Genomic DNA, 22,508 nt, shown 5'->3' with positions numbered 1-22,508 from the left:
GAGTTCGGTCGACCGCCGGGGAAGCGGGGTTTTTGCCCGCGGAGGCGAAACGGACGACCATGAGCCACGACAGACACGAGGCCGGGTTCAAGCGTCGGACCCGCGTCGCCGAGGCGCGGACGACGCTGCTCGACGCGGCCGAGGCCCACGGCCGGACCGAGACGGTCCGCCTCGCCGACGCCGACGGGCGAGTCCTCGCCGAGCCGATCGACGCGCCCGCGCCCGTGCCGGGCTACGACCGGGCGGCGATGGACGGATACGCGGTCCGCGCGGAGGACACCTTCGGCGCGTCGGACCGGTCGCCGGCCGTCCTGCGGGAGCGCGACCGCGAGGACGGAGCGATCTCCCCGGGCGAGGCCGCCCGGGTTCACACGGGGAGCGCGCTTCCCGAGGGCGCGGACGCGGTCGTGATGATCGAACACGTCGAGTCGATCGGCGACGAGGTCGAGACGTTCGACGCGGTCGCCGCCGGCGAGAACGTCGGCGCGGCCGGCGAGGACGTCGCGGACGGCCAGCGCCTCTACGAGGCGGGCGAGACCCTCCGACCGTCCGATCTGGGGCTGTGTAAGTCGGTCGGCCTCGACGAGGTCGTCGTCCACGAGCGCCCGACCGTGGCGGTGATCCCGACCGGCGAGGAGCTCGTCCAGTCGGATCCGGAGCCCGGCGAGGTGATCGAGACGAACGGGCTCACCGTCTCGCGGCTGGTCGAGCGGTGGGGCGGCGAGGCCCGATACCGCGAGGTCGTCACCGACGACGAGGACGCGCTCGCGGCCGCGATCGAGCGCGACCTCGACGCCGACGTGGTCGTCACCACCGGCGGCTCCTCGGTCGGCGAGCGCGACCTCCTCCCGGAGGTCGTCGACGACCTCGGCGAGGTCCTGGTCCACGGCGTCGCGCTCAAACCCGGTCATCCGGTGTGTCTCGGTCGCGTGGACGGGACGCCCGTGGTGTCGCTTCCGGGGTACCCCGTGGCCTGTATCGTCAACGCGGTCCAGTTCCTTCGTCCCGTGCAGAAGCGCGTGGGCGGAACGACCGCCGACCCGTTCCCGACCCGGGGAGCGCGACTCGACCGCAAGGTCGCGAGCGAGCCCGGCACGCGGACGTTCGCCCGCGTGAAGCTGTCCGACGAGGTCGACTCCGACCGCAACGGGGACGCCGACCGCGACGCGGACGACCCCGCGTTCGTCGCGACGCCCACCCGGGCGAGCGGATCGGGCGTCCTCTCGAGCGTCGCGCTCGCGGACGGCTGGGTCGTCGTGCCGGAGCCGAGGGAGGGCCTCGACGCCGGCGACGTCGTCGACGTCGAGCTCTGGGAGGTGACGGAATGACGGAGCGCAAGGAGTTCCGCGACCTCGCCGAGCCCGACGCCGCCCGCGACGCCATCGGGTCGCTGGATCTGGTGCCGGAGCCCGAGCCGGTCCCCCTCGCTGACGCCCGCGGACGAGTGCTCGCCGAGCGGGTCGACGCCGGCATCGACGTGCCGGGGTTCGACCGCGCGTCGATGGACGGCTACGCGGTCCGCGCCCGCGACACGTTCGGCGCCGACGAGGCGGACCCGGTCGAACTCGACCTCGTCGGCGCGGTCCACGCGGGGGCGACTCCCGAGGTGACCGTCGAGCCCGGGACCTGCGCGGAGGTGTCGACCGGGGCCGTGATGCCGGACGGCGCGGACGCGGTGGTGATGGTCGAACGCACCGACGAGGTGCCGTCGGAGGGTGATTCCACCTGCATCGCGTTCCGCACGTCGGTCGCGCCGGGCGACCACGTGATGGCCGCGGGCGCGGACATCGCCGCGGGCGCCCGCGCGCTCGGCCCGGGCACCCGCCTCACTCCCCGCGAGATCGGGTTGCTCTCGGCGCTCGGCGTCGACGAGGTCCCCGTCCGCGGCCGGCCGCGAGTCGGGATCGTCTCGACCGGCGACGAGCTGGTGCGCCCCGGCGACGAGCTCGACCCCTCGAGCGGCGAGATCTACGACGTGAACTCGACGACGATCGCCGCGGGGGTCTCGGAGGCCGGCGGCGAGCCCGTCCTCTACCCGCACGCCGGCGACGACTACGCGGAGATGGAGCGGCTGCTCCGGGAGGCGGCCGACGAGTGCGACCTCGTCCTCTCGTCGGGGTCGACCTCCGCGAGCGCGGTCGACGTGATCTATCGAGTGATCGAGGAGCGGGGCGAGCTGCTGCTCCACGGCGTCGCGGTCAAGCCGGGCAAGCCGATGCTGGTCGGGCGGCTCGACCGCGCCGACGGCGGCGAGTCCGCCTACGTCGGGCTCCCCGGCTACCCGGTCTCCGCGCTGACGATCTTCCGGACGTTCGTGGCTCCGGCGGTCCGCGAGGCCGCCGGGCTCCCGGAGCCGCGGACCGCGACCGTCGAGGGACGGATGGCGGTCCGCGAGCGCTACGGCGAGGGACGGCTCCGGCTGATGCCCGTCGGGCTGTTGGACTTGGGCGGCGGCACGGCCGCGGACGGACCGGCGGGCGCTCGAGAGAGACCCCTCGTCTATCCCGTCGACAAGGGGTCCGGCGCGACGACGAGCCTCGTCGAGGCCGACGGCGTCGTGGCGGTCGACCCGGACACGGAGTACCTCGACGCGGGCGAGCCCGTCACCGTCCGACTCTTCTCGCCGGACGTCCGGCCGCCGACCCTGCTCGGCGTCGGCGAGGACGACCCCGCGGTCAACCGCCTGCTCGACCGGCTCGAGAACCCGCGGTACCTCCCGGTCGGCTCACGTGAGGGATACCGCCGGCTCCGCGACGGCGTCCCTGACGTCGCCGTCACCGCCGGTCCGACCGACCGCGCGGTCGACGACGCCGTCCTCGGCGAGTGGCAGCGGGAATGGGGCCTCGTCGTGGCCGCCGGCAACCCCGAGGGCGTCGAGGGGCTCGGAGACCTCGTCGACCGCGATCTCCGGTTCGTCAACCGTCCGACCGAGGCGGGACTCCGACGGGGACTCGACGACGCGCTCGAGGCCCTCGCGGCCGAGCGGTCGGCCTCGCTTGGCGAGTTGACCGACCGGATCGACGGCTACGGGCTGACGCTCCGGGCGTTCGAGAGCCCGGTCCGGCGGGTGCTCGCCGGCGACGCTGACGCCGGACTCGCCCTGCGCGAGACGGCCGAACGGCTGGACTGTGGGTTCGTCCCGCTCGGCGAACAGCCGGTCGTCGTCCGCGCGGCGGCCGACCGTGTCGACCGCGAGGCGGTGACGTCGCTCGCGGACGAACTCGACGGCGACGGGATCGCGACGCTGATCGAGGGGCTCTCGGGCTACTCGGCGTAGGCGGATCGCCTCGACGGCGCGGACGGAAGGCCCGGCGGGCGACCGGCGCGGACGTCCGAGCGCCTCAGTTCCGGACGATCCGCTCCTCGCCGTCCTCGACGACCACGTCGAGGCCGTGCTCGTGGACGAACGCCGAGGTGTAGTCGGGGACGATCCGCTCCGCGGCGAAACGCGCCCGCAGCAGCGGGAGCGTGTCGAGGAGGTCGGCGCGCGTCTCGAGGGAGGGGAGCGACCCGACGAAGTCCACGTCGTGGCCCGCGTCGCTCCCGCGGGCGGCGAGCGTCGGGAGCGCGGGGGAGTCGAACGCGCCCTCGAAGTCGATCGGCTCGGCGAAGCCCGCGTAGTACGCCCGCCCCCGGGTCGAGGGCCCGATGACGACCTCGTTGGTCCGGAGTTTCATCGCCGCCGAGTCGATGGTCGTCCGCGAGAGCAGCGGCGCGGTCGGCGTCACGACCGCGACCGAGTCCGCTCCCTCCTCGCGGAGCAGGTGCGTCACGGTGTTGCCGGCGCGCGCGCCGAACGTCGAGCCGACCTGCCGCTCGAACCGGACGTCGCCGGTCCCGCCGAGCGTGTCGGCCACCAGCGCGCGGAGCTCGGCCTCGGGCGGCGTGTCGGTTCGGTGGGACTCGGGGAGGGCCTCCTCGTCGGGATAGTTGACGAGCAGCTCGCCGCCGGAGCGGTCGACCGCGAGCACGGCGTCGCGGAAGGCGGCCTCGTACAGATCCGCGGCCTCGGCGGTCGAGAGCGGCGTCGACTCCGCCAGCCCGGTCGCGACGAGCCCCTCGCGGGGCGGGTTCGCAAACACGACGACGACGGTCATAGTGGGAGGGAATCGCGGCTCCGCCTTGAACTACGCGAAGTCGCGCCGCATCGCGATCTCGAACCAGGGACAGAGGCGGAGCTGGCGGTACAGCGCGGGATTCTCGTGGAGGTGCTCGTAGTCGACCCACATCCGGCCGCCGATCTCGGCGGGATCGGGATCGAGGTCGGTGTCCTCGAGCGTGACCTTCAGGACCGCACACACCTCCCACTCGACGCCCTCGTTGGGGTAGTAGCGCTTGTACTCGAAGCGGTCCGTGACCCGGAGGTCGTCGTACTGGTCGGGCGTGATACCCAGTTCCTCCTCGAGGCGCGTCGCGGTCGCGTCCTCCTGGGACTGTCCGTCGACGGGGTGGGAGGCGACGGTGCCGTCCCAGTGGCCGTCCCACAGCCGCTTGGTCGGCGCGCGCTGGGCGAGTAGCACCCGGCCGTCGGTATCGAAGACGAGACAGGTGAACGCCCGGTGGCGGATCCCGTCGCCGGTGTGGGCGTCGAGCCGGTTGACGGTGCCCTGCGGCTCGTCGTCCGGATCGACGGCGACGACGTCCTGTGCGGCGTTCTCGTGGTCGATGTCGGCGTCGGAACCCCCGCCGTCGGGATCGGGAGCCTCGGCGTCGTCGGAACTCATACCTCCCCGTCTCACACCGAGACTAATAAGGGTTCGATACGGCGCGACGAAACGGAACCGACCCGCAGTTCGACGCGCTTAAACGCCTGCCACGGCTACCAAACGGGGATGAGTGACCCGGCGCTCGACGTTGTCGAGTTCGTTCTGACCACGCACTTCTACACCGAGAACCGCGACCTCGACGAGAACGACCTTCCGCCCCGGTTCCGCCGGGTGTTCTGGTCGGACGACGCAGTCGAGGACGCCCCCGGCGGCGTCGAGCGCCCGCTGAAGGCGACGGACGCCAGCACCCGAACGGCGACGGGCGTCGAACGGCCCTGGGACGCGGTCTCCGACCTCCTCTTCACCCAACACACCGAGTTCTCCGGCGAGATCACGCTCACCCAACCGGCGATGGGCTTGGAGTGGTACCGCGATCACGCCGACGCCGACCGGATCGCCTCGAACCCGACGCTCGTCGCGGCGCTCGCGGCCGCCGACGGCCTCGACGCGCCCGTCTCCCACGAGGAGGCGCGGGACAACGTTCGGCCGATCGAGGCGGACCGCGTCTGGATCGACGCGCTCCTCGAGGAGTACTTCGACGAGGACGAGGACGGCGAGATGCTCGACCTCGTCAACGTCCGCGCGCCCGAGGAGATCGAGACCACGCTCGCCGACCTCGTGTTGACCGGCGACCAGGAGGAGGAGATCCAGAAGATCGTCAAGGCGATCGAACACCGCGAGTACCTCGCGAGCATCGGGCTCCGCGAGATCGGAAAGCTGCTCTTCGTCGGTCCGCCGGGAACCGGGAAGACCACCGTCTCGCGGGCGCTCGCCCACCAGCTCGGGATCCCGCTCGTCGAGGTGAAGATGTCGATGATCACGAGCCAGTACCTCGGCGAGACGGCCAAGAACGTCGAGAAGACCTTCGAGGTGGCGAAGCGGCTCTCGCCGTGTATCCTCTTCATCGACGAGTTCGACTCGGTCGCGAAGACGCGCCGCTCGGACGAACACGCCGCGTTAAAGCGCGCAGTCAACACCCTGCTCAAGTCGATCGACGAGGTGTCGCTCGTCCGCGACGAGGTCCTCCTCATCGGCGCGACGAACCACCCGGACCAGCTCGACGCGGCCGCCTGGCGGCGCTTCGACGAGATCGTCAACTTCCCCAAGCCCGACCGGAACATGCGCGCGGACATCCTCCGCGTGGTGACCCGCGAGATGAAGATCGCCGACTTCGACCCGGAGGAGGTCGCCGACCGAACCACCGGCCTCACGGGGTCGGACCTCCGGATGGTGCTTCGGGAGGCCGTCCTGGGCGCGCTGACCGAGGACCGCATGACGATCACCCAGGAGGACGTCATGGAGGCGGTCGCGGACTTCGAGGAACGGGACAACCTCAAGAACATGGACATGATCGACGGCGAGGGCGCGGAGGTGCTCGGCGAGACCGACGACAGCGGACCGGACCACGGCGGCGGTCACGACCACGGCGAGGGCCACGACCACGACGACGATGCGCACGCACACGGCCACCCGCAGGACTAGTCGCACGGACCGCTTTTCAGACTACTCGCACGCGGACCGCTTTTTAGACTAACTCGACGGGTCGCCGTAGACGGACCCCTTCAGCGATCGGCTCGCACTCCCGCGACGGTGTAGCCGAACCCACGGTCGACGACCGCCGAGTCGAATCCGGCCCGTTCCATGTCGTCCGCGAGCGCGTCCGGCGTCGAGAACCGCGACCCCATGCCGATCGCGTGCTCGCCGGCGACGAGGAGCCGCCCGAGCGGGTGCGTGGGATCGAACTCGCGAACGACGAGGACGCCGCCCGGCGCGACGACCCGCCCTGCCTCCCGGAGCGCGGCCTCCCGGTCCGGCAGGTGGTGGAACGCGTCGACGACCATGACCGCGTCGACGCTCCCGTCGCGGAACGGGAGCCGTCCCGCGTCGCCGGCGACCGCCGACAGTCCCCGGGCGTTCCGCGCCCGACGGAGCATCCCGGACGAGACGTCGACGACGGTGACGTCGGGACCCGTCAGCGCGGCCGACGCGCGCCCGGAGCCGCCGCCGACGTCGAGCAGCCGGTCGATCGGTCGCTCCGCCCGGTCGAACCCCGCCGAGAGCGCCGTGCCGTTCGCGGGCGGCATGACGAGGTCGTACAGCGGCGCGATCCGGTCGAAGAAGCGGACGTCGCCGAGGCCGTACATGGCGTTCGCTGCGGCCGGCGCGGAGTTATATGCCTCGGTCGAAGCGGGCTCCGGCGATCCCCGCACGTCCCACCGGGACCGTTTACCGCCCGGAACGCGTGTTCCCGCGCATGGAGTTCACGGTGGCCGGCGCGCCGGGCGAGGGGACGACCTGCCGGCTCGACTACCGGGCGTTCGCGTACGCCGGGAAGTTCGTCGTCGGCGACACGGGCAAGGCATTCCTCCGGACCGAGGACGGCTCAGACGCCGTTCCCGAGTGGACGCCCGCGGAGCCGCTTCCCGAGACCGTCGATCCGGGCGAGTTCGAGACGGACGTCCTCGCGGCGGTCTCCTTCTCGCCGGATCGAACCGACCCCGCGTGCTGTCGGATCCGGTACGTCACCGTCCACGTCGCGTGCCGCGGCGAGGGGGTCGGTCCCGAGCTGATCCGCCGGACCGTCCCGTGGCTCGCGGACGCGGGGTACGACCGCGTCCGGATCGCGGTCAACAACCCGTTCGCCTACGAGGCGCTCTACAAGTGCGGGTTCGCCTACACCGGCGAGGAGACCGGACTCGCCGAACTCGAACTGGAGCGCCCCGCCGACGAACCAGCGCTGGACCACGACGACGTCGAGCGATACCGCGCCGGCCTGACCGTCTTCCGCGACCGCGACGGCGACGCCCCCGATGCGGTTCGACGGTTCCTCGCCGACCGGCTCGACGGAGAGGGGGACGGCCCCGCCGGGCCGCCCGATCCCCGCAACACACTTACCGACGACGGCCCGTCCTAGACGACATGTACGGCGTCGTCGGCGGCGGACTCGCCGGACTCTCCGCGGCCGCCCGGCTCCGGGAGGTCGGCCACGAGGTCCGGGTCTTCGAGGCGAGAGACGCGGTCGGCGGCCGCGCGCGTACCGTCGACACCGCCGGCGACCCGGTGGAGCGGTTCCCGCACTACGTTCCTCCGACGGCCGACGCCCTCCCGTCGCTCGCGGACGATCTCGGCCTCGGCGACCGGATCGGCCGACGACGCGGCCGGACCGCCCGCTACCGCGACGGGATCGTGCACCGACTCGACGCCCCGTGGGAACGGCTGGCGTATCCGGGGACCGGGATCGTCGACGCGGTTCGATTCGCGCGCCTCGCCCGCGCGGTTCGGACCCTCGATGACGCGAGCGACGACGGAGGCGACGGGTCCGTTTCCCGTACGAACCTCGACGCGACGACCGCCGAAGGGTTCGTCGTCGATCGGGCGTCGCGGACGGCCTACGAGGGATACGTCGAGCCGGACCTCCGTGCGGCGTTCGGCGACCGCGCCGGCGACGTCTCCGCGGCGTGGCTCGCGGAGTGGCTCCGATCGCGGGCGGAACGCGACCGACACGGGGCGGCGGTCGACTACGTCGACGGCTCGGCCGGCCGCCTCGTGGACGCGATCATCGAATTCATCGGTGAGGGGGCGGTCAGGACGGGGAGCCGCGTCACCCGGGTAGATCCCACGGCCGACCGTGGCGGCACCGACCCCGTAGGCGACGACGTCGATTCGGACGCCCCGGTCTCGGTGACCGTCGAGACGCCGTCGGGCCGTCGGACCGTCGACTGTGCGGGCGTCGTCGTCGCCGGCGGTCCGTCGACGCTTCGGGACGTGACGGGGGTCGATCCCGGCGTCGAGGCGATCCCCGGAACGTGCGCGCTCGTCACGACGGCCGAGCCGATCGTCGACTCGTGGCGGGTGACGGTCGAGCCGGAGCCGCTCCCCGGCGACGGGGACGCGCCGTTCGGAACGCTGTTCGCGCACACGAACCTGGTCCCTTCCGAACGATACGGCGGCGAGCACCTGACGTATCTGGTCGGCCGCGGAGGGGGACCCGCCGACGGCGACGACGGATCGGTCCGGGATCGATGGCTTTCGGCGCTCGAGGACCTGTTTCCGTCGTTTTCGAGGGTGGACGTTCGATCGATCCACGTCGCTCGCGATCCCGCCGCGGCCGTGGCGGCTCCCCCCGGCGAGCGCGTGCCGGCCGACCTCGCCGCGGCCGGGATACCGGGCGTCACGTACGCCGGCCCGGGGAGCCACGTCGACCCGTTCGGCGGGTCGCCGGAGGCGCGGGTCGCCGCGGGGGTCGCGGCCGCCGAGACGGTGATTGATTCGGGAACGTCGACGGACGCCGGAAGGGTAATGGACGCCGAAACGGCGACGAATTCCGGGACGGTGGCGGATTCCGGGACGACGGTGGATCCGGCGAGCGAGCGGGACGGATCCGGCTTCGAGTGGGGCTGAGAAGGACTAGGAGAGGGACCGTCGATTCGCCCCGAGAGTTCTGCCCGGGTGCTGGCTTCGCCCCGATCAGGCGCTGGCTTCGTCCTCGTCGAGGCCGGGCGCGGCGGCGGGGTCGACCTCCTCGGGCTCCTCGGTGTCGCCGCCGACGACCGTCTCGCCGTCGTCGGTCTCCACGTACACGTCGTCGGCGAAGCCGGCGAGCGCGTTCTCGTACTCCGGCGTCTCGAGTCGCTCCGGGGTCTCCGGCGCGTCCGAAACGCCCTCCGTCGGGCGGAACTCCCCGAGCGGGTCGTCGATCGTGATCCCGTATCTCGAGAAGAACGACTCGTACCGGCGGTAGTGCTCCTCCAGCTCGTCGCCGGGGATCTCCATCATCTCCGTCCAGCCGTGGTTGAAGAAGTCGAAGTTGGCCTGCACGTGGGTGATCTCGCGGGCCTCCGCCTCCGGGAAGCCGGCCTCGAGGGCGGCGACGTAGGCGTCCATCGTCGCGTCGAAGAAGTCGTCGAGGTGTTCCCTCCGCTCCTCGCGGCGCTCCTCGTCGGCCTTGTTGAGGAAGATGCTCGTGTGGAGGTCGACGAGCTTGTCGTTTGCGACGTCGCCGACCACCGGGGTCGTGAGCGCCTTCTTCGCGGCCCAGTGGCGGATGTTCTGCCGGATCTTCATACCGCGTGTTGGGCGGCGACGACCTTGAATCTGTGGCGACCGCGGCGGCTACGGGACGCGGCTTCCGGACGAAGGGGACGGTCGCGAGGGGCGAGCGAGGGACTGTCACGGTTCTGAACGCGGATGACAATCCACATTAACCCCCAATCCGAAACGCCGCCCATGAGCGATTCGTACGTGATCATCGGGGACGGGATCGCGGGGGCCTCCGCGGCCGAGACCCTCCGCGAGGAAGCGCCTGACGCCGAGATCACGGTCATCACCGAGGAGGGCGAGTCCCTCTACAACCGGATCCTGATAAAGGAGTTCGCGAAGGGGAAACTCCCCGAAGCGCCGATCTCGATCCACGACGAGTCGTGGTACGACGACCACGACGTCGACCTCCGGTTGAACACGCTGGTCGTCGACATCGACGTCGAGAACGATGCGGTTCGGACCCACGAGGACGAGGTCATCGAGTACGACTCGCTTCTCCTGGCGATCGGGGGAACGCCCCAGCAGCTACCGGTCGAGAACGCCGACGCCGAGGGGATCCACCACTTCTGGACGTTCCAGGACGCCCGGCGGATCAAGGAGAGCGTCGAGGGCGCCGAGCGGGGCGTCATCGTCGGCGCGGGACTGCTCGGCATCGACTTCGCGGCGATCTGCGGCGCGCAGGACGTGGAGGCGAAGTACCTGATGCGCGGCGACTCCTGGTGGCGGTACGCCCTCTCCAACGAGGGCGCGGAGATCATGCACGAGGCGATGCGCGAGCGCGGCGTGGAGCCGGTGTTCGACTCCGGCGTGGACCGCTTCGAGGTCGACGACGACGGGCGCGTCGAGGCGGCCGTGGACCCGAACGGCGAGCGCTACGAGTGCGACTTCGCGGGCGTGGCGATCGGGTTGAACATGAACACGGAGATCGTCGAGGACACGCCGATCGAGACGGACGACGGGATCGTCGTCGACGAGTACATGCGGACGAACGTCGACAACGTGTTCGCCGCCGGCGACGTCACCACCTTCGAGGACCTCGTGCTCGGCCAGCAGGCCAAGAACGGGTCGTGGGGGTCGGCGAAGGAGCAGGGGACGATCGCCGCCCGCAACATGACCGAGTACGGCAGCGCGGAGTTCGAGTGGGTCTCCTCGTACTCCATCACGCACTTCGACTTCCCCTTCCTCTCGTTCGGGCATCCGACGCTCGGCGACGACTCGGTGGAGGCGACCACCGACGAGGGGGAGTGGCGTCGCGTCGCGCTGAAGGACGGCCGGATCGTCGGCGGCGTGCTCATCGGCGACCTCTCGCCGCAGTCGGCGTTCAAACAGCTGATGCGCGAGAAACGGGACGTGAGCGACCAGACGGAGCTCTTGATGGAGCCCGGCTTCTCCGTCGACGACCTGGCCGCGTCGACGACGGAGCACTGACCGGCCGGCCGAGTACCACACTGACCGGCCGGGAGTCAGGGATCGCTCGCGAAGCGGTCTCCCGCGCCGCCTTCCCACCTTCTCGAAGGGAGCAGTACCTTTTCACGTCGTGACGACCTGCGGATCGGTAATGTCACGCCACACCCCCGATGACCGGCCGGACTCGTTCGACGACGGGTTCCTCGCGTCGTTCGTCGAGGGGAGTTCCGACCCGGTGATATCGCTCGACGACGGGGGAACGGTCGTCTACGCGAACCCGGCGGTCGAATCCGTGCTCGGGTACGTCGCCGACGACCTCCTCGGTCGGCGGATCACGTCGCTGATCCCCGACGAGACCGCCGAGCGGCGCGCGCGTTCGCTCCATGCGCGTCTCGAGAACCCCGAGCGACTCGTCGGAGCGGGTGACGTCACGATCCCGCTCGCGTCCGACGACGGGGCGGTCCACTCCTTCTCGGCCCGGTTCCACGACCACGAGGTCGACGGAGAGCGCGTGTACACCGGCACCTTTCGGGAGCACGCCGAGGGCGACAGGCGACGGACGTTTCGGACGTTTCGAAACCTGGTCGAGCAGGCGGGCCACGCGATCTACGTCACCGACGCCGACGGAACGATCGAGTACGTCAACCCGGCGTTCACCGAACACACCGGCTACGAGGCCGACGAGGCGATCGGCGAGACGCCGGCGATACTCAACTCCGCGAGGATGTCCGACGACTACTTCGAGTCGCTGTGGGAGACGATCCGAGCGGGCGAGGTGTGGGAGGAGGAGATCGTCGACCGGCGGAAGGACGGCGAGTTGTATCACGCCCACCAGACCATCGCGCCGGTCCTCGACGAGGCGGGAACGGTCTCGCGGTTCGTCGCGATCCAGACGGACATCACGGAGCGGAAGGCGGCCGTGGGACAACTGGAACGGTATCGTGCCATCGTCGAGCAGTTGGAGGAGCCCATCCTGTTACAGAACCTCGAGGGCGAGTTCGAACTGCTCAACGAGGCCGTAAGCGAGTTCGCGGGCGTCCCGCGGGAGGAGTTGTACGGGAACGACGAGTTCGCGTTCATGGATCCCGAGACGGCGACGACGATCGACGAACGTCGGAAGGACGTGCTCGAGACCGAGGAGACGGCCGAGTACGAGGTCTCTCCGACGTTCGAGCGGAGCGGGCGCGGGGCGACGTTCAGCACGCGGCGGTACCCGTACTACGACGACGGCGAGCTGACGGGGACGTTCGCGATCTGTCGGGACGTGACCGACATCAAGGCCCGTGAGCGAGAGTTGGAGCAGTTCAAACACGCCATCGACGGCGCGACGGACCTGATCGCCGCCGTCGACCGGGACGGACATTTCCTATTCGCCAACCGACAGTATCGGACGTACCACGGGATCGAGGAGACGGACGTGAGCGGCCTCACGGTCGGCGACGTCGTCGACGACGAGCAGTATCCGGACGTGAAACGTCACGTCGACCGTGCGCTTCGGGGGCATTCGATCGAGTACCGGACGACGCGAACCCACCCGGACCGGGGGACTCGCACGTTCGACGTGCGCTACTACCCGCTGGAGGGCTCCGAGGAGGGCGACGACACGGCCGGAGTCGTCGGCGTCCTCCGGGACGTGACCGACAGCGAGAACCGAAGCCGGCAGCTCCGCGTCGTCGATCGGGTGCTACAACACAACCTCCGGAACGCCCTGACCGTGATCCGCGGCCGAGCGAAACAGCTCCTCGACCGGGAGGCGGGGACGACCACCGGGACGGACGTCGCCGATCTCGCCGAGCCGGCGTCCGCCATCGTCTCTCGTGCCGACGACCTCCTGACGACGAGCGAGAAGGCCCATCACATCACCGAGGTGTTGAGCGATCCGGCGGACACGGAGCCGGTCGACGTCGGCGAGACGGTCGATCAGCTCGTCGCGGCGACGACCGCGGAGTTCCCCGCCGCGACGGTCTCGGCGTCGACGCCGGCCGAAGGCGAGGCGGTCGCGTCCGCGACCGAGTGGATCGATCGGGCGATAGAGGAACTGCTCCACAACGCGCTCGTCCATCACGACCGGGACCGACCGTCCGTCGAGGTCTCCGTGGAGACGACGGCGGAGACGGTGGTGATCGAGGTCACGGACGACGGGCCCGGACTGGACGGGATGAACCGCGACGTGTTGGAGACCGGCCGGGCGGTCGACGCGCTGTATCACGGCAGCGGACTGGGCCTGTGGCTCGTGTATTGGGTGCTCCAGCAGTCCGGCGGGTCGGCGACGGTCGCGGACGCCGACCCCCGAGGAACCGTCGTGACGGTCACGCTGCCGCGCCGCGACGTTCGCGCCGACGGATCGTGATCGTTCAAAAGAGTTAACAAACACCATGATAAATAATACCATATGGCGTTCCGAGACGAGGGACGACGGATGCGGCTGCGTCGCACCGGGAGAGTGCCACCCGACGCGCGGGTCCGTCACTACGACGAGCTCGACGAGGCGACGCAGGCGGCCGTCGCCGAGCTGGCGGGGCGGCCGCGGACCGCGCCTGAGTCGGCGGACCTCGAGGACGGCGACGTGGTGAAGTTCACCGACTACTACCGTATCCGCGCCCGGTGAGCCGGCGGCGACCGCCCCGGTCGTTCGCGTTCGTTTCTCGGTCGGAGTCCTCGACCGCGGCTCACGCGAGAAGCGAAGTCGTTTTCGCCCGCGACGCGAAACGTGAGGCATGGACAGCGGCGGATCAACCGACATGACGCTGGCGTTCGAACTCGAGGCGCTGAAGACACTCGCCGACCCGAACGCGGTGTTCAGCGGCGCCCGACAGTGGACGGAGTACGTCGGAGTCGTAAGCGAGAAGCCGACGTACGTCGTCACGAACTTCACCCGGAAACACCGCGTGCGCCAGGACTTCTTCTCCGGGCCGCGCGGCGTCGAGGAGAGCCTGGAGAACATCAAGAGTCAGTTCGACACCGACCGACACGTCTTCGTCGGCGTCGACGAGGACGACGCCGCGGTCGCCGAGGCGACCGGCTGGGAGTTCCTCGACGTCCAGGACGCCGCGGAGGCCGCGGGGTGGACCCTCGCGACGCCGGAGGAGGACGAGGAGCCGGAGACGGCCTCCCCCGACGACTGGCCCTGAGAGCCCCCGTCCGCGACGAGTGACGTTTTCACGTCCCCGGACGAACGGTCGAGCATGAGCGACGACGATCACGATGCCCACGATCACGGCGGCCACGATAGTCACGACGATCACGGCGACCACGACCATCACGCACACGACGCGGCGACGGTCGCGGTCGCCGTCGTCACGGTCTCCTCCTCCCGATCACTGGACGAGGACGCCTCCGGCGACCGGATCGTGGAGATCTTCGAGGACGCGGGCCATGCGGTCGCCGTTCGCGAACTCGTCGATGACGACTTCGACGGGGTTCAGGGGACCGTCGACCGGCTCGCGCGACGCGAGGACACCGACGCCATCGTGACGACCGGCGGCACGGGAGTGACCCCCGACGACGTCACGCCCGAGGCGGTCGACCCGCTCTTCGAGAAGGAGTTACCCGGCTTCGGCGAGCTGTTCCGCCGGCTCTCGGCCGAGGAGATCGGCACGCGAACGGTCGGATCGCGCGCGACCGCGGGCGTGGTCGACGGAACTCTGGTCTGTTGTCTCCCCGGCTCGGAGAACGCGGTTCGCCTCGGCGTCGAGGAGATCATCCTCCCGGAGGTCGGTCATCTCACTGGGTTGGCCGATCGGGGCGCGGAACCGTCCGACGGTGACGTCGACGAGGAAAGCCACGACGACGGTGATGGCGACGCCGACGCGGACGCCGCCGATCGCTGAACCGGCCTCCTCTCTTCCGGGTCGAAGATCCCCCGTCGCCCCCGAACCACGGCGTCAGTCCCGCTCCCGGCCCGCTGCCCATCCGCCGAGTGCGACGAGCCCGCCGTTCATGACGAGGAACGCGACGACGACGAGGCCGAACGCGGGATCGATCCGGCTCGCTCGGCGGTACACGCCGGCGAGAAGGAGGAGGACGAAGGGCATCACGACCGGCCAGGAGGCGTCTCGGAGCCGATCGAGCGTGGAGGGTGACGGGCTCATGAGAGGACCGACGATCGCGGGGACCGAAAGCCTCCCGGAGGTCGCACCCGCTCGACGCTATTCGACCGGGAGCAGCCCGGCCGTCCGGAGGTCGTCGTCCAGGTTCCCGTCGCCGTGTTCGGCGTACGCCTCGGGCGTGTACGTCTTGATCTCCAGCGCATGGACCGAGCGGGTCATGTGGTCGCCGACGGCGTCGTACACCCGCTGGTGTTGGTCGACGAGCGACTCGCCATCGAAGGCGGGCGAGACGACGACCGCCGCGAAGTGGGCGTCCTCGTCCTCGTCGTCGTGGATCCGCGGGGTCGACACCCGCGCGACCGCGTCCGGGATCCCCGACTCGATCAGCTCCTCGATCGTCGTCGTGTCGATGGTCATGGTTCTCCTTCCGTCGTGTACGGGCAAAAACCGACCGGGATCGCCCCGGCGGGGACGCCTCACGAGACGTCACGCCGGCTCGCTCGTCGTCCGGCCGCCGGAACGATGAACGAACCGACTAAATCCCTTGCCGAGAGAGTGTACTCCATGACCCCGCGTATCTCGAGGCGAGTCGTGTCGATCGTCGACGACGACGTCACGACGGAGGGGCGCACGTGAGCGGCGACGAGGAACTCGCGAAGGACCTCGGCCCGCTCGCGGCGCTCACGATCGGTATCGGGACCATGATCGGTGCCGGCATCTTCGTGTTGCCCGGCACCGCGGTCGCACGTGCCGGCCCGCTCGCGGCGGCCACGTTCGTCCTCGGCGGCGTGATCGCGCTGTTCACGGCGCTTTCGGCCTCGGAACTCGGCACGGCGATGCCGAAGTCCGGCGGCGCGTACTTCTACGTCAATCGAGCGCTCGGGCCGCTCTTCGGTTCGATCGCCGGCTGGGCGAACTGGCTCGGCCTCGCGTTCGCCTCCGCGTTCTACATGTACGGCTTCGGCGAGTACGTCAACGCGCTCGTCGGGCTCGGCTCGGTCGGTGTCGGCCCGCTCACGCTGGAGGCCGCCCAGGTGATCGGGCTCGTCGGCGCGCTGCTGTTCATCGCGGTCAACTACTTCGGCGCGAAGGAGACGGGCGGGCTCCAGATCGTCATCGTCATGTCGCTTCTGGGGATCCTCGCCGTCTTCACCGTCGTCGGACTGTTGAACGCCGACATGGAGTCGTTGCGACCGATCGCGCCGCCGGGCACGACGAGCCAGGTGCTCCCCGTGACGGGGATCATCTTCGTCTCGTATCTGGGGTTCGTCCAGATCACCTCGGTCGCCGAGGAGATCAAGAATCCCGGACGGAACCTCCCGCTCGCGGTCCTCGGGTCGGTCGTCATCGTCACCGTCGTGTACGCGCTGTTCCTCGTGGTGTTGCTCGCGGCGGTCCCGAACGAACTCGTCGCGAACAACGAGACCGCCGTCGTCGACGCCGCGAGGCTGCTGTTCGGTAACTACGCGGTGTTCGGCTACTCGCTCGGCGGGATCGGGGCCGCGATGCTGCTCATCGGCGGCCTGCTCGCGACCGCGTCCTCGGCCAACGCGTCGATCCTCTCGTCGTCGCGGATCAACTTCGCGATGGGTCGCGAGAAGATCGTCACCCCGAAACTCAACGAGATCCACGAGCGATTCGGGACGCCGTACAAGTCGATCGCGCTCACCGGCGGGCTCATTCTCGCGTTCCTCGTCGCCGGCGGCGTCGAGTCGCTGTCGACGATGGGGTCCGTGCTCCACCTCATCGTCTACGGGCTGTTGAACCTCGCGCTCATCGTGATGCGCGAGTCGGAGGTCGAGGGGTACGACCCCGACTTCGAGGTGCCCTTCTACCCGATCGTTCCGCTCATCGGCACGGTGTCGTCGTTCGCGCTGATCGCGTACATCAACCCCCAGATCATCCTGCTCTCGGCCGGGTTGGTCGTCTTCGCCGCCCTCTGGTACTTCGGGTACGCTCGCTCGAAGGTCGAAGCTCGCGGCGTGTTGGGAACGTGGATCCTCGACCGCTCGGAGGAACTCCCCGAAGCCGCGGTGTCGGCCGCGACCTCCCTCCAACCCAGCGGCGGCGACTACCGCGTGATGGTGCCGATCGCGAACCCGCGGACGGAGGAGCACCTGATCACGCTGGCGTCCGCGATCGCCAAGCAGCGCGACGGAACGGTCGTCGCGATCAACATCGCGAACGTGCCGGACCAGACATCGCTGGAGGCCGCCCGCGACCGCGGCGCGCACGACGCGGCCCACGACCTGCTCGACCGGGCCAAGGAGGACGCCGAGACGTTCGGCGTCGACGTGGAGACCCACGTCGTCCTCTCACACCGCGTGTTCGAGGAGGTCTTCGACGCCGCGCGGACCTACGGCGCGGACCTGACGGTGATGGGATGGGGCGAGAACTCCCACGGCGCGCCCGGCCGTGCCGAGTCGGCGGTCGACGAGCTCGCCCACTCGCTGCCCTGTGACTTCCTCGTGTTCCGGGACCGCGGGTTCGACGCCTCCCGGATCCTCGTTCCGACCGCGGGCGGCCCCGACTCGGAGCTGTCGGCGGCGGTCGCTCGAACGCTCCAGCTCGAGTTCGATTCCGAGGTCACGCTGCTTCACGTCGCCGACGACCGGGCGGCGGGCGAGGCGTTCCTCGAGTCGTGGGCGGTCGAGAACGGCCTCACCGACGCGGAACTCCGCGTCGAGTCCGGCGACGTGGAGTCGCGGATCGCCGAGGCCGCCCGCGACGCGACCCTGCTCGTGATCGGCGCGACGGAGAAGGGACTGCTCTCGCGGCTGGTCCGCGGCTCGCTCGTGCTCGACGTGCTCTACGACGTCGAGTGCTCGGTGTTGCTCGCGGAGAAGCGGCACGACCGCGGCCTCCTCGACCGGCTGTTCGGGTCCGGCTCCCGCGACCGCGACGACTCCTACGCGGAGGTCGGCGTGGAGTCCGAGCCGAACACGCCCGCGGTCGACGACGCGTCCGAGGGCGACGATGCGTCCGAGGGCGACGATGCGTCCGAGGGCGACGACGAGAACGCCCGCGACGACCGCTAGTCCCCTCCTCCTCCCGCGTTCACTCCGGTGCGCCCTCGACGATCGCGACCCCCGAGGAGGCGCCGATCCGCTCCGCGCCGGCGTCGAACATCGCCATCGCCTCCTCGTAGGAGCCGACGCCGCCGGAGGCCTTCACCGGGAGATACTCGCTCATCAACGTCACGTCGGGGACGGTCGCGCCGCCGTCTGCGAAGCCGGTCGACGTCTTCACCATGTCGGCGTCGGCGTCGACGGCGGCCTCACAGGCCCGGCGTTTCTCGGCGTCGGTCAGGAGCGCGGTCTCGATGATGACTTTCACCGGGACCGGCACGGCCGCGACGACCTCCGCGAGTTCGGCCGCGACCGCGTCGTCCTCGCCGGCCTTCAGGCGGCCGACGTTGATCACGAGGTCGATCTCGTCGGCCCCGTCGTCCCAGGCGTTGACGGCCTCGTCGCGTTTGGTGCCCATCGACGACTGCCCGTGCGGGAACCCCACGACGGTCGCGATCGTGTCCGGGGTCGCGTCGTGTTCGGTCGCCTCCGTGAGATAACACGGCGGAATACAGACGTTCATCCCGTGCGTGTCGGCCTCCCTGAGGACGCGTTCGACGTCCTCGAACGTCGTCGTCGGGCCGAGGACGGTGTGGTCGATCCGGGCGGCGATCTCCTGTCGGTTCATACCGGCGACTCGTGTGGACGCGACAAAGGCCTGCTGGGTCCCGACGGGCACGGCAGGTCGTTTCCGGTCGTCCGGCCGTCACCTCGACGGGACTACGCCACCACGCCCCGGCGCCGGAGCTCCTCGCGGATCGCCGCGCGCTTGACGAGCGCGAACCCGCAACAGATGAGCAGGAAGCCGGCGACCGTGTTCGGCGTGAGCCCCTCGTTCAACACGAGCCAGCCGGAGAGCGCCGCGAACACGGGCGCGACGTAGGAGACGAGGTTGATCTCGATCGGCCCGACCCGGTCGAGCAGGTGGAAGTAGACGAGGTAGCCGAAACCGCTGGCTACCACCGCGAGGTAGCCGAGTGCGAGCAGCGCCTCCGTCGTCCAGACGACCTCGGCCATCGACTCGCCGAGCCCGAACGCGACGACGTGCATGATCGCCGCGCCGAACAGCATCGACCACGCCTCCATGGTCTCTATCTCCATGCCCACGTCGAGCGCGCGGGTGAGCACCGACCCGAGCGCGAACGACGCGGCCGCGAGGAACACGAGGAACTTCGCGACGGTCCCGCCCGCGGCGAGGTTCGAGGGGTCGGGCGCGGCCAGCACGCCCGCGCCGGCGAGCCCGATAAGGAGGCCGAGGACGCCGAGGGCAGTCAGGCGTTCGGACGGCAGGAACGCCCGCGCGAACACCGTGGTCAACACCGGCGAGAGGCCGACGGTGACGGACGCGACCGCGCTCGTCACCTCGGGGTCCGTCTGGCCGACGAACAGGAAGGCGTGGTAGGCCGCGATGAGGAGCACCGCGCCGACGGCGACGAGCTTCCACTCGCCGCGACCGCGGGGGATCGGGTCGTCGACGACGTACGCCGCGTAGGCGAGCATCACCACGCCGGCGACGTCGTACCGAACGGCGGCGAACAGCACGGGCGGGAAGTACGCCAGCCCGGCGTTTATCGCCATGAACGCCGAGCCCCACACGGCGGCGAGGAGGAGGAACAACGAGAGGTTACGGTAGCGGCTCACGTCGGAGGTGGGTCGGCGGCCGGTCAAAAGCTTCCGAAAGCGGCCGCCGCCGCCGGCTGCCGGAACGGCCTCACCGGATCCGGAATCGCTCGCCGTCGCGGGTGACGACGCCGACGTCGGCGAGCCGCCGAAGGGCGTCGACGACGGCGTTCTCGGGTGCGCCGACCTCCTCGACGACGGCGTCGACGGAGCCGTCGGTCTCGGCCAGCGCGGCGAGCACGGCGGCGTAAAACCGGCTGTCCGCCTCGGTGCCGAGCCGTTCGTCTATCTCCGCGAGCGCGTCCTCGACGCGGCCGTGGACCCACCGCTTGGCGACCGACAGCTCCCGGTCGAGCTCGCGGAGCCGCCCGTACTCGGCGGCGAGGTCGGCGATCTCGTCCGTGCCCTCGCCGCCGTCGGGGACCTCGATCGAGAGGTGCGGACACCGTCCGGACATGTCGAGGCCCTTGCTGGCGGGGTACGCGCTCTTCGCGCCGAACCCGTAGGGAGAGACGCTCACCTCGAGCCGCAGGCTCCGGGTGATACGGAAGTACTTCCGCCGCTGGTCGTCGGTGGTCGATTCGATCAGCCCGGCCTCCTCCAGCTTGCGGAGGTGGTCGATGACGGCCTTCGGGCTCACGCCGAGGTACTCCGAGATCTCCGTGACGTAACAGGGTTTCTCGGCGAGCAGTCGGAGGATGCGTCGCCGGTTCTCGTTCCCGAGGAGATCGAGCAGTACCGCGGAGTCCATTAACGTGTGGTTAGCGTCGGACGGACAAAAGGTTGGCTTCCCGCGATCGGCCGATAGCGACGGGCCGAGCCGCCCCGAACGACGGACTCCGACCCGAAGGAGCCGTCGTGGGTCGTGGGGCGTCGTGGGGAGTGGGTCGCGTGGCGTCACCGCGTCCGGAGCGAAGGGTAATTACCGCGCGACTGGGTGGATGAGGTATGCGGACAGCACTCGTCGTACTCGACGGCTGGGGTCTCGGCCGCGACTCGCCACACCGGACCGGGCTCGAACCGGTCGACCCCCACGTCCCGGATTCACAGGGACGTGACGCGGTCGCGACCGCCGACACCCCGACGTTCGACGCCGCGGCCGAACGGGGGGCGTACGGGTCGCTCGTCGTTCACGGTCGGCGCGTGGGGCTCCCCGACGGGCAGATGGGCAACTCGGAGGTCGGCCACCTCAACATCGGCGCGGGTCGAGTCGTCAAGCAGGCGTACACCCGGATCACGGACGCGCTCGCCGAGGGGTCGTTCCTCGACAACGACGCCATCGCCTCGGCGTTCGAGCACGTCGCGGCGACCGGCGGTCGCGTCCACTTCATGGGGCTCGTCTCGGACGGCGGCGTCCACTCGCACGTCTCGCACCTCGAGGCGCTGATCGACGCGGCCGCCGAGGCGGGCGTGCCCGCGACGACTCACGCGTTCACCGACGGCCGCGACACGGCCCCGGAGATCGCGGACGAGTTCCTCGCGTCGGTGGGGGAGCACGCGGCCGAGCGCGGCACCGGGACGGTCGCGACCGTGGCCGGCCGGTATCACGCGATGGACCGAGACGAGAACTGGGAGCGGACGAGGCGAGCGTACGACGCGATCGTGAACCGCGAGGCCGACCACGAGGCGGAGTCGGCGGTCGCGGCCGCCCGGGAGGCGCACGCCCGCGGCGAGACCGACGAGTTCGTCGAGCCGACCCTCGTCGCGAGCGAACCCGCCCTTGACGACGGCGACGCCGTCGTCTTCTTCAACTTCCGCGCGGACCGCGCGCGCCAGCTGGTCCGGATGCTCACCGACACCGAACCGGCGTGGGGGTTCGAGTTGGATCAGCCGGAGATCGAACTGGTGACGATGACGGAGTACGACGAGACGTTCGCGTTCCCCGTGGCGTTCCCGCCCGAGCTCCCGGCGAACACGATCGGCGAGGTCGTCTCCGCGGCCGGCGGGACCCAGCTCCGGATCGCCGAATCGGAGAAGTACCCGCACGTCACCTACTTCCTCAACGGCGGTCGAGAGGTCGAGTTCCCCGGCGAGTCGCGTTCGATCGTCGAGAGCCCGGACGTGCCGACCTACGACCTCGAACCGGAGATGTCGGCTCGAGAGCTCACCGACGAGGCGATCCGCGTGATCGAGACGGACGACCCGGACATGGTCGTGTTGAACTACGCGAACCCGGACATGGTGGGCCACACCGGCGACTTCGAGGCGGCCGTCGAGGCGGTCGAGACGGTCGACACGCAGCTCTCCCGGCTGCTCGAGTCGGTCGCCGACGCCGGCGGCCACGCGGTCGTCACCGCCGACCACGGCAACGCCGACGACATGGGCACGCCCGAGGACCCCCACACCGCACACACCTACAACCCCGTTCCGTTCGTCTACCTCACTCCCGACGGCGACGACGGCGGTCGCACGGTTCGGGCGGGCGGCTCGCTCCGTGACGTCGCCCCGACCGTGTTGGACCTCATGGAACTCGACCGGCCGGCGGAGATGACCGGCGAGAGCCTGCTCGGATCCCGGAGTAGTAAACGATAAACTTCGGGAGGGTTCTCCACGGTTCC

General features: G+C 70.3%; 21 protein-coding genes. 12 read left to right on the top strand and 9 right to left on the bottom strand.

Annotation, left to right across the window (positions count from 1 at the left end; translation table 11 throughout):
• Positions 1 to 59 precede the first annotated feature (59 nt).
• A complete protein-coding gene (gene glp, locus OKW78_RS12490; protein WP_281195483.1) occupies positions 60 to 1,328 on the top strand; it encodes a gephyrin-like molybdotransferase Glp in 1,269 nt (422 codons plus the stop codon).
• Positions 1,325 to 3,277: a molybdopterin biosynthesis protein gene (locus OKW78_RS12485; protein ID WP_281195482.1), complete on the top strand. Its 1,953-nt coding sequence runs from the start codon at positions 1,325 to 1,327 to the stop codon at positions 3,275 to 3,277. Before glp ends, OKW78_RS12485 begins: the two co-directional genes overlap by 4 nt.
• A gap of 64 nt (positions 3,278 to 3,341) precedes the next feature.
• Here OKW78_RS12485 and OKW78_RS12480 read toward each other — a convergent pair whose 3' ends face one another.
• Together OKW78_RS12480 and idi are read right to left on the bottom strand one after the other, a co-directional pair.
• Positions 3,342 to 4,097 (bottom strand): DUF2064 domain-containing protein, encoded by a 756-nt coding sequence (locus OKW78_RS12480; protein WP_281195481.1) that lies wholly within the window; start codon positions 4,095 to 4,097, stop codon positions 3,342 to 3,344.
• Positions 4,098 to 4,127: 30 nt separating this feature from the next.
• Positions 4,128 to 4,724 carry an isopentenyl-diphosphate Delta-isomerase gene (gene idi, locus OKW78_RS12475; protein WP_281195480.1) on the bottom strand — a complete coding sequence of 199 codons (597 nt, stop codon included), beginning with the start codon at positions 4,722 to 4,724 and terminating at the stop codon, positions 4,128 to 4,130.
• A gap of 108 nt (positions 4,725 to 4,832) precedes the next feature.
• On the opposite strand from idi, the gene OKW78_RS12470 reads away from it, so the two are divergent.
• Positions 4,833 to 6,248 carry an ATP-binding protein gene (locus tag OKW78_RS12470; protein WP_281195479.1) on the top strand — a complete coding sequence of 472 codons (1,416 nt, stop codon included), beginning with the start codon at positions 4,833 to 4,835 and terminating at the stop codon, positions 6,246 to 6,248.
• Positions 6,249 to 6,328: 80 nt separating this feature from the next.
• Here OKW78_RS12470 and OKW78_RS12465 read toward each other — a convergent pair whose 3' ends face one another.
• Positions 6,329 to 6,910 (bottom strand): class I SAM-dependent methyltransferase, encoded by a 582-nt coding sequence (locus OKW78_RS12465; RefSeq protein WP_281195478.1) that lies wholly within the window; start codon positions 6,908 to 6,910, stop codon positions 6,329 to 6,331.
• A 110-nt stretch (positions 6,911 to 7,020) separates the two neighbouring features.
• Between OKW78_RS12465 and OKW78_RS12460 the strand changes: the two genes are divergently transcribed.
• Positions 7,021 to 7,680: a GNAT family N-acetyltransferase gene (locus OKW78_RS12460; RefSeq protein WP_281195477.1), complete on the top strand. Its 660-nt coding sequence runs from the start codon at positions 7,021 to 7,023 to the stop codon at positions 7,678 to 7,680.
• Positions 7,681 to 7,685: 5 nt separating this feature from the next.
• Entirely contained in the window at positions 7,686 to 9,167 is a 1,482-nt protein-coding gene (locus tag OKW78_RS12455; protein WP_281195476.1) for an FAD-dependent oxidoreductase, read from the top strand.
• 66 nt (positions 9,168 to 9,233) lie between these two features.
• Here OKW78_RS12455 and OKW78_RS12450 read toward each other — a convergent pair whose 3' ends face one another.
• Positions 9,234 to 9,830: a DUF6149 family protein gene (locus OKW78_RS12450; protein WP_281195474.1), complete on the bottom strand. Its 597-nt coding sequence runs from the start codon at positions 9,828 to 9,830 to the stop codon at positions 9,234 to 9,236.
• A 162-nt stretch (positions 9,831 to 9,992) separates the two neighbouring features.
• Here OKW78_RS12450 and OKW78_RS12445 point away from each other — a divergent pair, with 162 nt between their 5' ends.
• From OKW78_RS12445 to OKW78_RS12425, 5 genes are all read left to right on the top strand, one after another.
• On the top strand, positions 9,993 to 11,234 hold the full coding sequence (locus tag OKW78_RS12445) for an NAD(P)/FAD-dependent oxidoreductase (protein ID WP_281195473.1): 1,242 nt from the start codon (positions 9,993 to 9,995) through the stop codon (positions 11,232 to 11,234).
• 130 nt (positions 11,235 to 11,364) lie between these two features.
• The gene (locus OKW78_RS12440) at positions 11,365 to 13,563 is read left to right on the top strand and encodes a PAS domain S-box protein (protein ID WP_281195472.1); all 2,199 of its coding nucleotides are present in this window, start codon (positions 11,365 to 11,367) and stop codon (positions 13,561 to 13,563) included.
• Positions 13,564 to 13,632: 69 nt separating this feature from the next.
• The gene (locus tag OKW78_RS12435; protein ID WP_122104522.1) at positions 13,633 to 13,821 is read left to right on the top strand and encodes a hypothetical protein; all 189 of its coding nucleotides are present in this window, start codon (positions 13,633 to 13,635) and stop codon (positions 13,819 to 13,821) included.
• Positions 13,822 to 13,930: 109 nt separating this feature from the next.
• Positions 13,931 to 14,344: a hypothetical protein gene (locus OKW78_RS12430; RefSeq protein ID WP_281195471.1), complete on the top strand. Its 414-nt coding sequence runs from the start codon at positions 13,931 to 13,933 to the stop codon at positions 14,342 to 14,344.
• Positions 14,345 to 14,398: 54 nt separating this feature from the next.
• Positions 14,399 to 15,043, top strand: a complete 645-nt coding sequence (locus OKW78_RS12425; RefSeq protein WP_281195470.1) for a molybdenum cofactor biosynthesis protein B — start codon at positions 14,399 to 14,401, stop codon at positions 15,041 to 15,043.
• 54 nt (positions 15,044 to 15,097) lie between these two features.
• Here OKW78_RS12425 and OKW78_RS12420 read toward each other — a convergent pair whose 3' ends face one another.
• Positions 15,098 to 15,304, bottom strand: a complete 207-nt coding sequence (locus tag OKW78_RS12420; protein ID WP_281195469.1) for a hypothetical protein — start codon at positions 15,302 to 15,304, stop codon at positions 15,098 to 15,100.
• Positions 15,305 to 15,361: 57 nt separating this feature from the next.
• On the bottom strand, positions 15,362 to 15,679 hold the full coding sequence (locus tag OKW78_RS12415; RefSeq protein ID WP_281195468.1) for a BolA family protein: 318 nt from the start codon (positions 15,677 to 15,679) through the stop codon (positions 15,362 to 15,364).
• 215 nt (positions 15,680 to 15,894) lie between these two features.
• Between OKW78_RS12415 and OKW78_RS12410 the strand changes: the two genes are divergently transcribed.
• Positions 15,895 to 18,300 carry an amino acid permease gene (locus OKW78_RS12410; protein ID WP_281195467.1) on the top strand — a complete coding sequence of 802 codons (2,406 nt, stop codon included), beginning with the start codon at positions 15,895 to 15,897 and terminating at the stop codon, positions 18,298 to 18,300.
• Between the two features lie 19 nt (positions 18,301 to 18,319).
• On the opposite strand, the gene deoC is transcribed toward OKW78_RS12410, so the two are convergent.
• The 3 genes from deoC to OKW78_RS12395 all read right to left on the bottom strand — a co-directional run bounded on the left by deoC (position 18,320) and on the right by OKW78_RS12395 (position 20,701).
• Positions 18,320 to 18,958 carry a deoxyribose-phosphate aldolase gene (gene deoC / locus OKW78_RS12405; protein WP_281195466.1) on the bottom strand — a complete coding sequence of 213 codons (639 nt, stop codon included), beginning with the start codon at positions 18,956 to 18,958 and terminating at the stop codon, positions 18,320 to 18,322.
• A 92-nt stretch (positions 18,959 to 19,050) separates the two neighbouring features.
• The gene (locus tag OKW78_RS12400; protein ID WP_281195465.1) at positions 19,051 to 19,971 is read right to left on the bottom strand and encodes a DMT family transporter; all 921 of its coding nucleotides are present in this window, start codon (positions 19,969 to 19,971) and stop codon (positions 19,051 to 19,053) included.
• 70 nt (positions 19,972 to 20,041) lie between these two features.
• Positions 20,042 to 20,701, bottom strand: a complete 660-nt coding sequence (locus tag OKW78_RS12395; RefSeq protein WP_281195464.1) for an ArsR family transcriptional regulator — start codon at positions 20,699 to 20,701, stop codon at positions 20,042 to 20,044.
• 197 nt (positions 20,702 to 20,898) lie between these two features.
• On the opposite strand from OKW78_RS12395, the gene gpmI reads away from it, so the two are divergent.
• Entirely contained in the window at positions 20,899 to 22,482 is a 1,584-nt protein-coding gene (gene gpmI / locus OKW78_RS12390; RefSeq protein ID WP_281195463.1) for a 2,3-bisphosphoglycerate-independent phosphoglycerate mutase, read from the top strand.
• The last annotated feature ends 26 nt before the right edge of the window (positions 22,483 to 22,508 follow it).

The sequence above is a fragment of the Halorubrum sp. F4 genome (genome assembly GCF_027257195.1).
Lineage (GTDB): Archaea > Halobacteriota > Halobacteria > Halobacteriales > Haloferacaceae > Halorubrum.
The sequence above is the reverse complement of the archived record's forward strand: the minus strand, read 5'-3'. Positions and strand labels throughout refer to the sequence as shown.

Excerpts from the sequence above, each read along its gene's own strand:
- OKW78_RS12395 (WP_281195464.1), bottom strand. The coding sequence starts at position 20,701 with ATGGACTCCGCGGTACTGCTCGATCTCCTCGGGAACGAGAACCGGCGA.
- OKW78_RS12465 (WP_281195478.1), bottom strand. The coding sequence starts at position 6,910 with ATGTACGGCCTCGGCGACGTCCGCTTCTTCGACCGGATCGCGCCGCTG.
- idi (WP_281195480.1), bottom strand. The coding sequence starts at position 4,724 with ATGAGTTCCGACGACGCCGAGGCTCCCGATCCCGACGGCGGGGGTTCC.
- OKW78_RS12455 (WP_281195476.1), top strand. The coding sequence starts at position 7,686 with ATGTACGGCGTCGTCGGCGGCGGACTCGCCGGACTCTCCGCGGCCGCC.
- gpmI (WP_281195463.1), top strand. The coding sequence starts at position 20,899 with ATGCGGACAGCACTCGTCGTACTCGACGGCTGGGGTCTCGGCCGCGAC.
- OKW78_RS12480 (WP_281195481.1), bottom strand. The coding sequence starts at position 4,097 with ATGACCGTCGTCGTCGTGTTTGCGAACCCGCCCCGCGAGGGGCTCGTC.
- OKW78_RS12440 (WP_281195472.1), top strand. The coding sequence starts at position 11,365 with ATGTCACGCCACACCCCCGATGACCGGCCGGACTCGTTCGACGACGGG.
- OKW78_RS12435 (WP_122104522.1), top strand. The coding sequence starts at position 13,633 with ATGCGGCTGCGTCGCACCGGGAGAGTGCCACCCGACGCGCGGGTCCGT.
- OKW78_RS12420 (WP_281195469.1), bottom strand. The coding sequence starts at position 15,304 with ATGAGCCCGTCACCCTCCACGCTCGATCGGCTCCGAGACGCCTCCTGG.
- glp (WP_281195483.1), top strand. The coding sequence starts at position 60 with ATGAGCCACGACAGACACGAGGCCGGGTTCAAGCGTCGGACCCGCGTC.
- OKW78_RS12445 (WP_281195473.1), top strand. The coding sequence starts at position 9,993 with ATGAGCGATTCGTACGTGATCATCGGGGACGGGATCGCGGGGGCCTCC.
- OKW78_RS12460 (WP_281195477.1), top strand. The coding sequence starts at position 7,021 with ATGGAGTTCACGGTGGCCGGCGCGCCGGGCGAGGGGACGACCTGCCGG.
- OKW78_RS12425 (WP_281195470.1), top strand. The coding sequence starts at position 14,399 with ATGAGCGACGACGATCACGATGCCCACGATCACGGCGGCCACGATAGT.
- OKW78_RS12485 (WP_281195482.1), top strand. The coding sequence starts at position 1,325 with ATGACGGAGCGCAAGGAGTTCCGCGACCTCGCCGAGCCCGACGCCGCC.
- OKW78_RS12430 (WP_281195471.1), top strand. The coding sequence starts at position 13,931 with ATGGACAGCGGCGGATCAACCGACATGACGCTGGCGTTCGAACTCGAG.
- OKW78_RS12415 (WP_281195468.1), bottom strand. The coding sequence starts at position 15,679 with ATGACCATCGACACGACGACGATCGAGGAGCTGATCGAGTCGGGGATC.
- OKW78_RS12470 (WP_281195479.1), top strand. The coding sequence starts at position 4,833 with ATGAGTGACCCGGCGCTCGACGTTGTCGAGTTCGTTCTGACCACGCAC.
- deoC (WP_281195466.1), bottom strand. The coding sequence starts at position 18,958 with ATGAACCGACAGGAGATCGCCGCCCGGATCGACCACACCGTCCTCGGC.
- OKW78_RS12450 (WP_281195474.1), bottom strand. The coding sequence starts at position 9,830 with ATGAAGATCCGGCAGAACATCCGCCACTGGGCCGCGAAGAAGGCGCTC.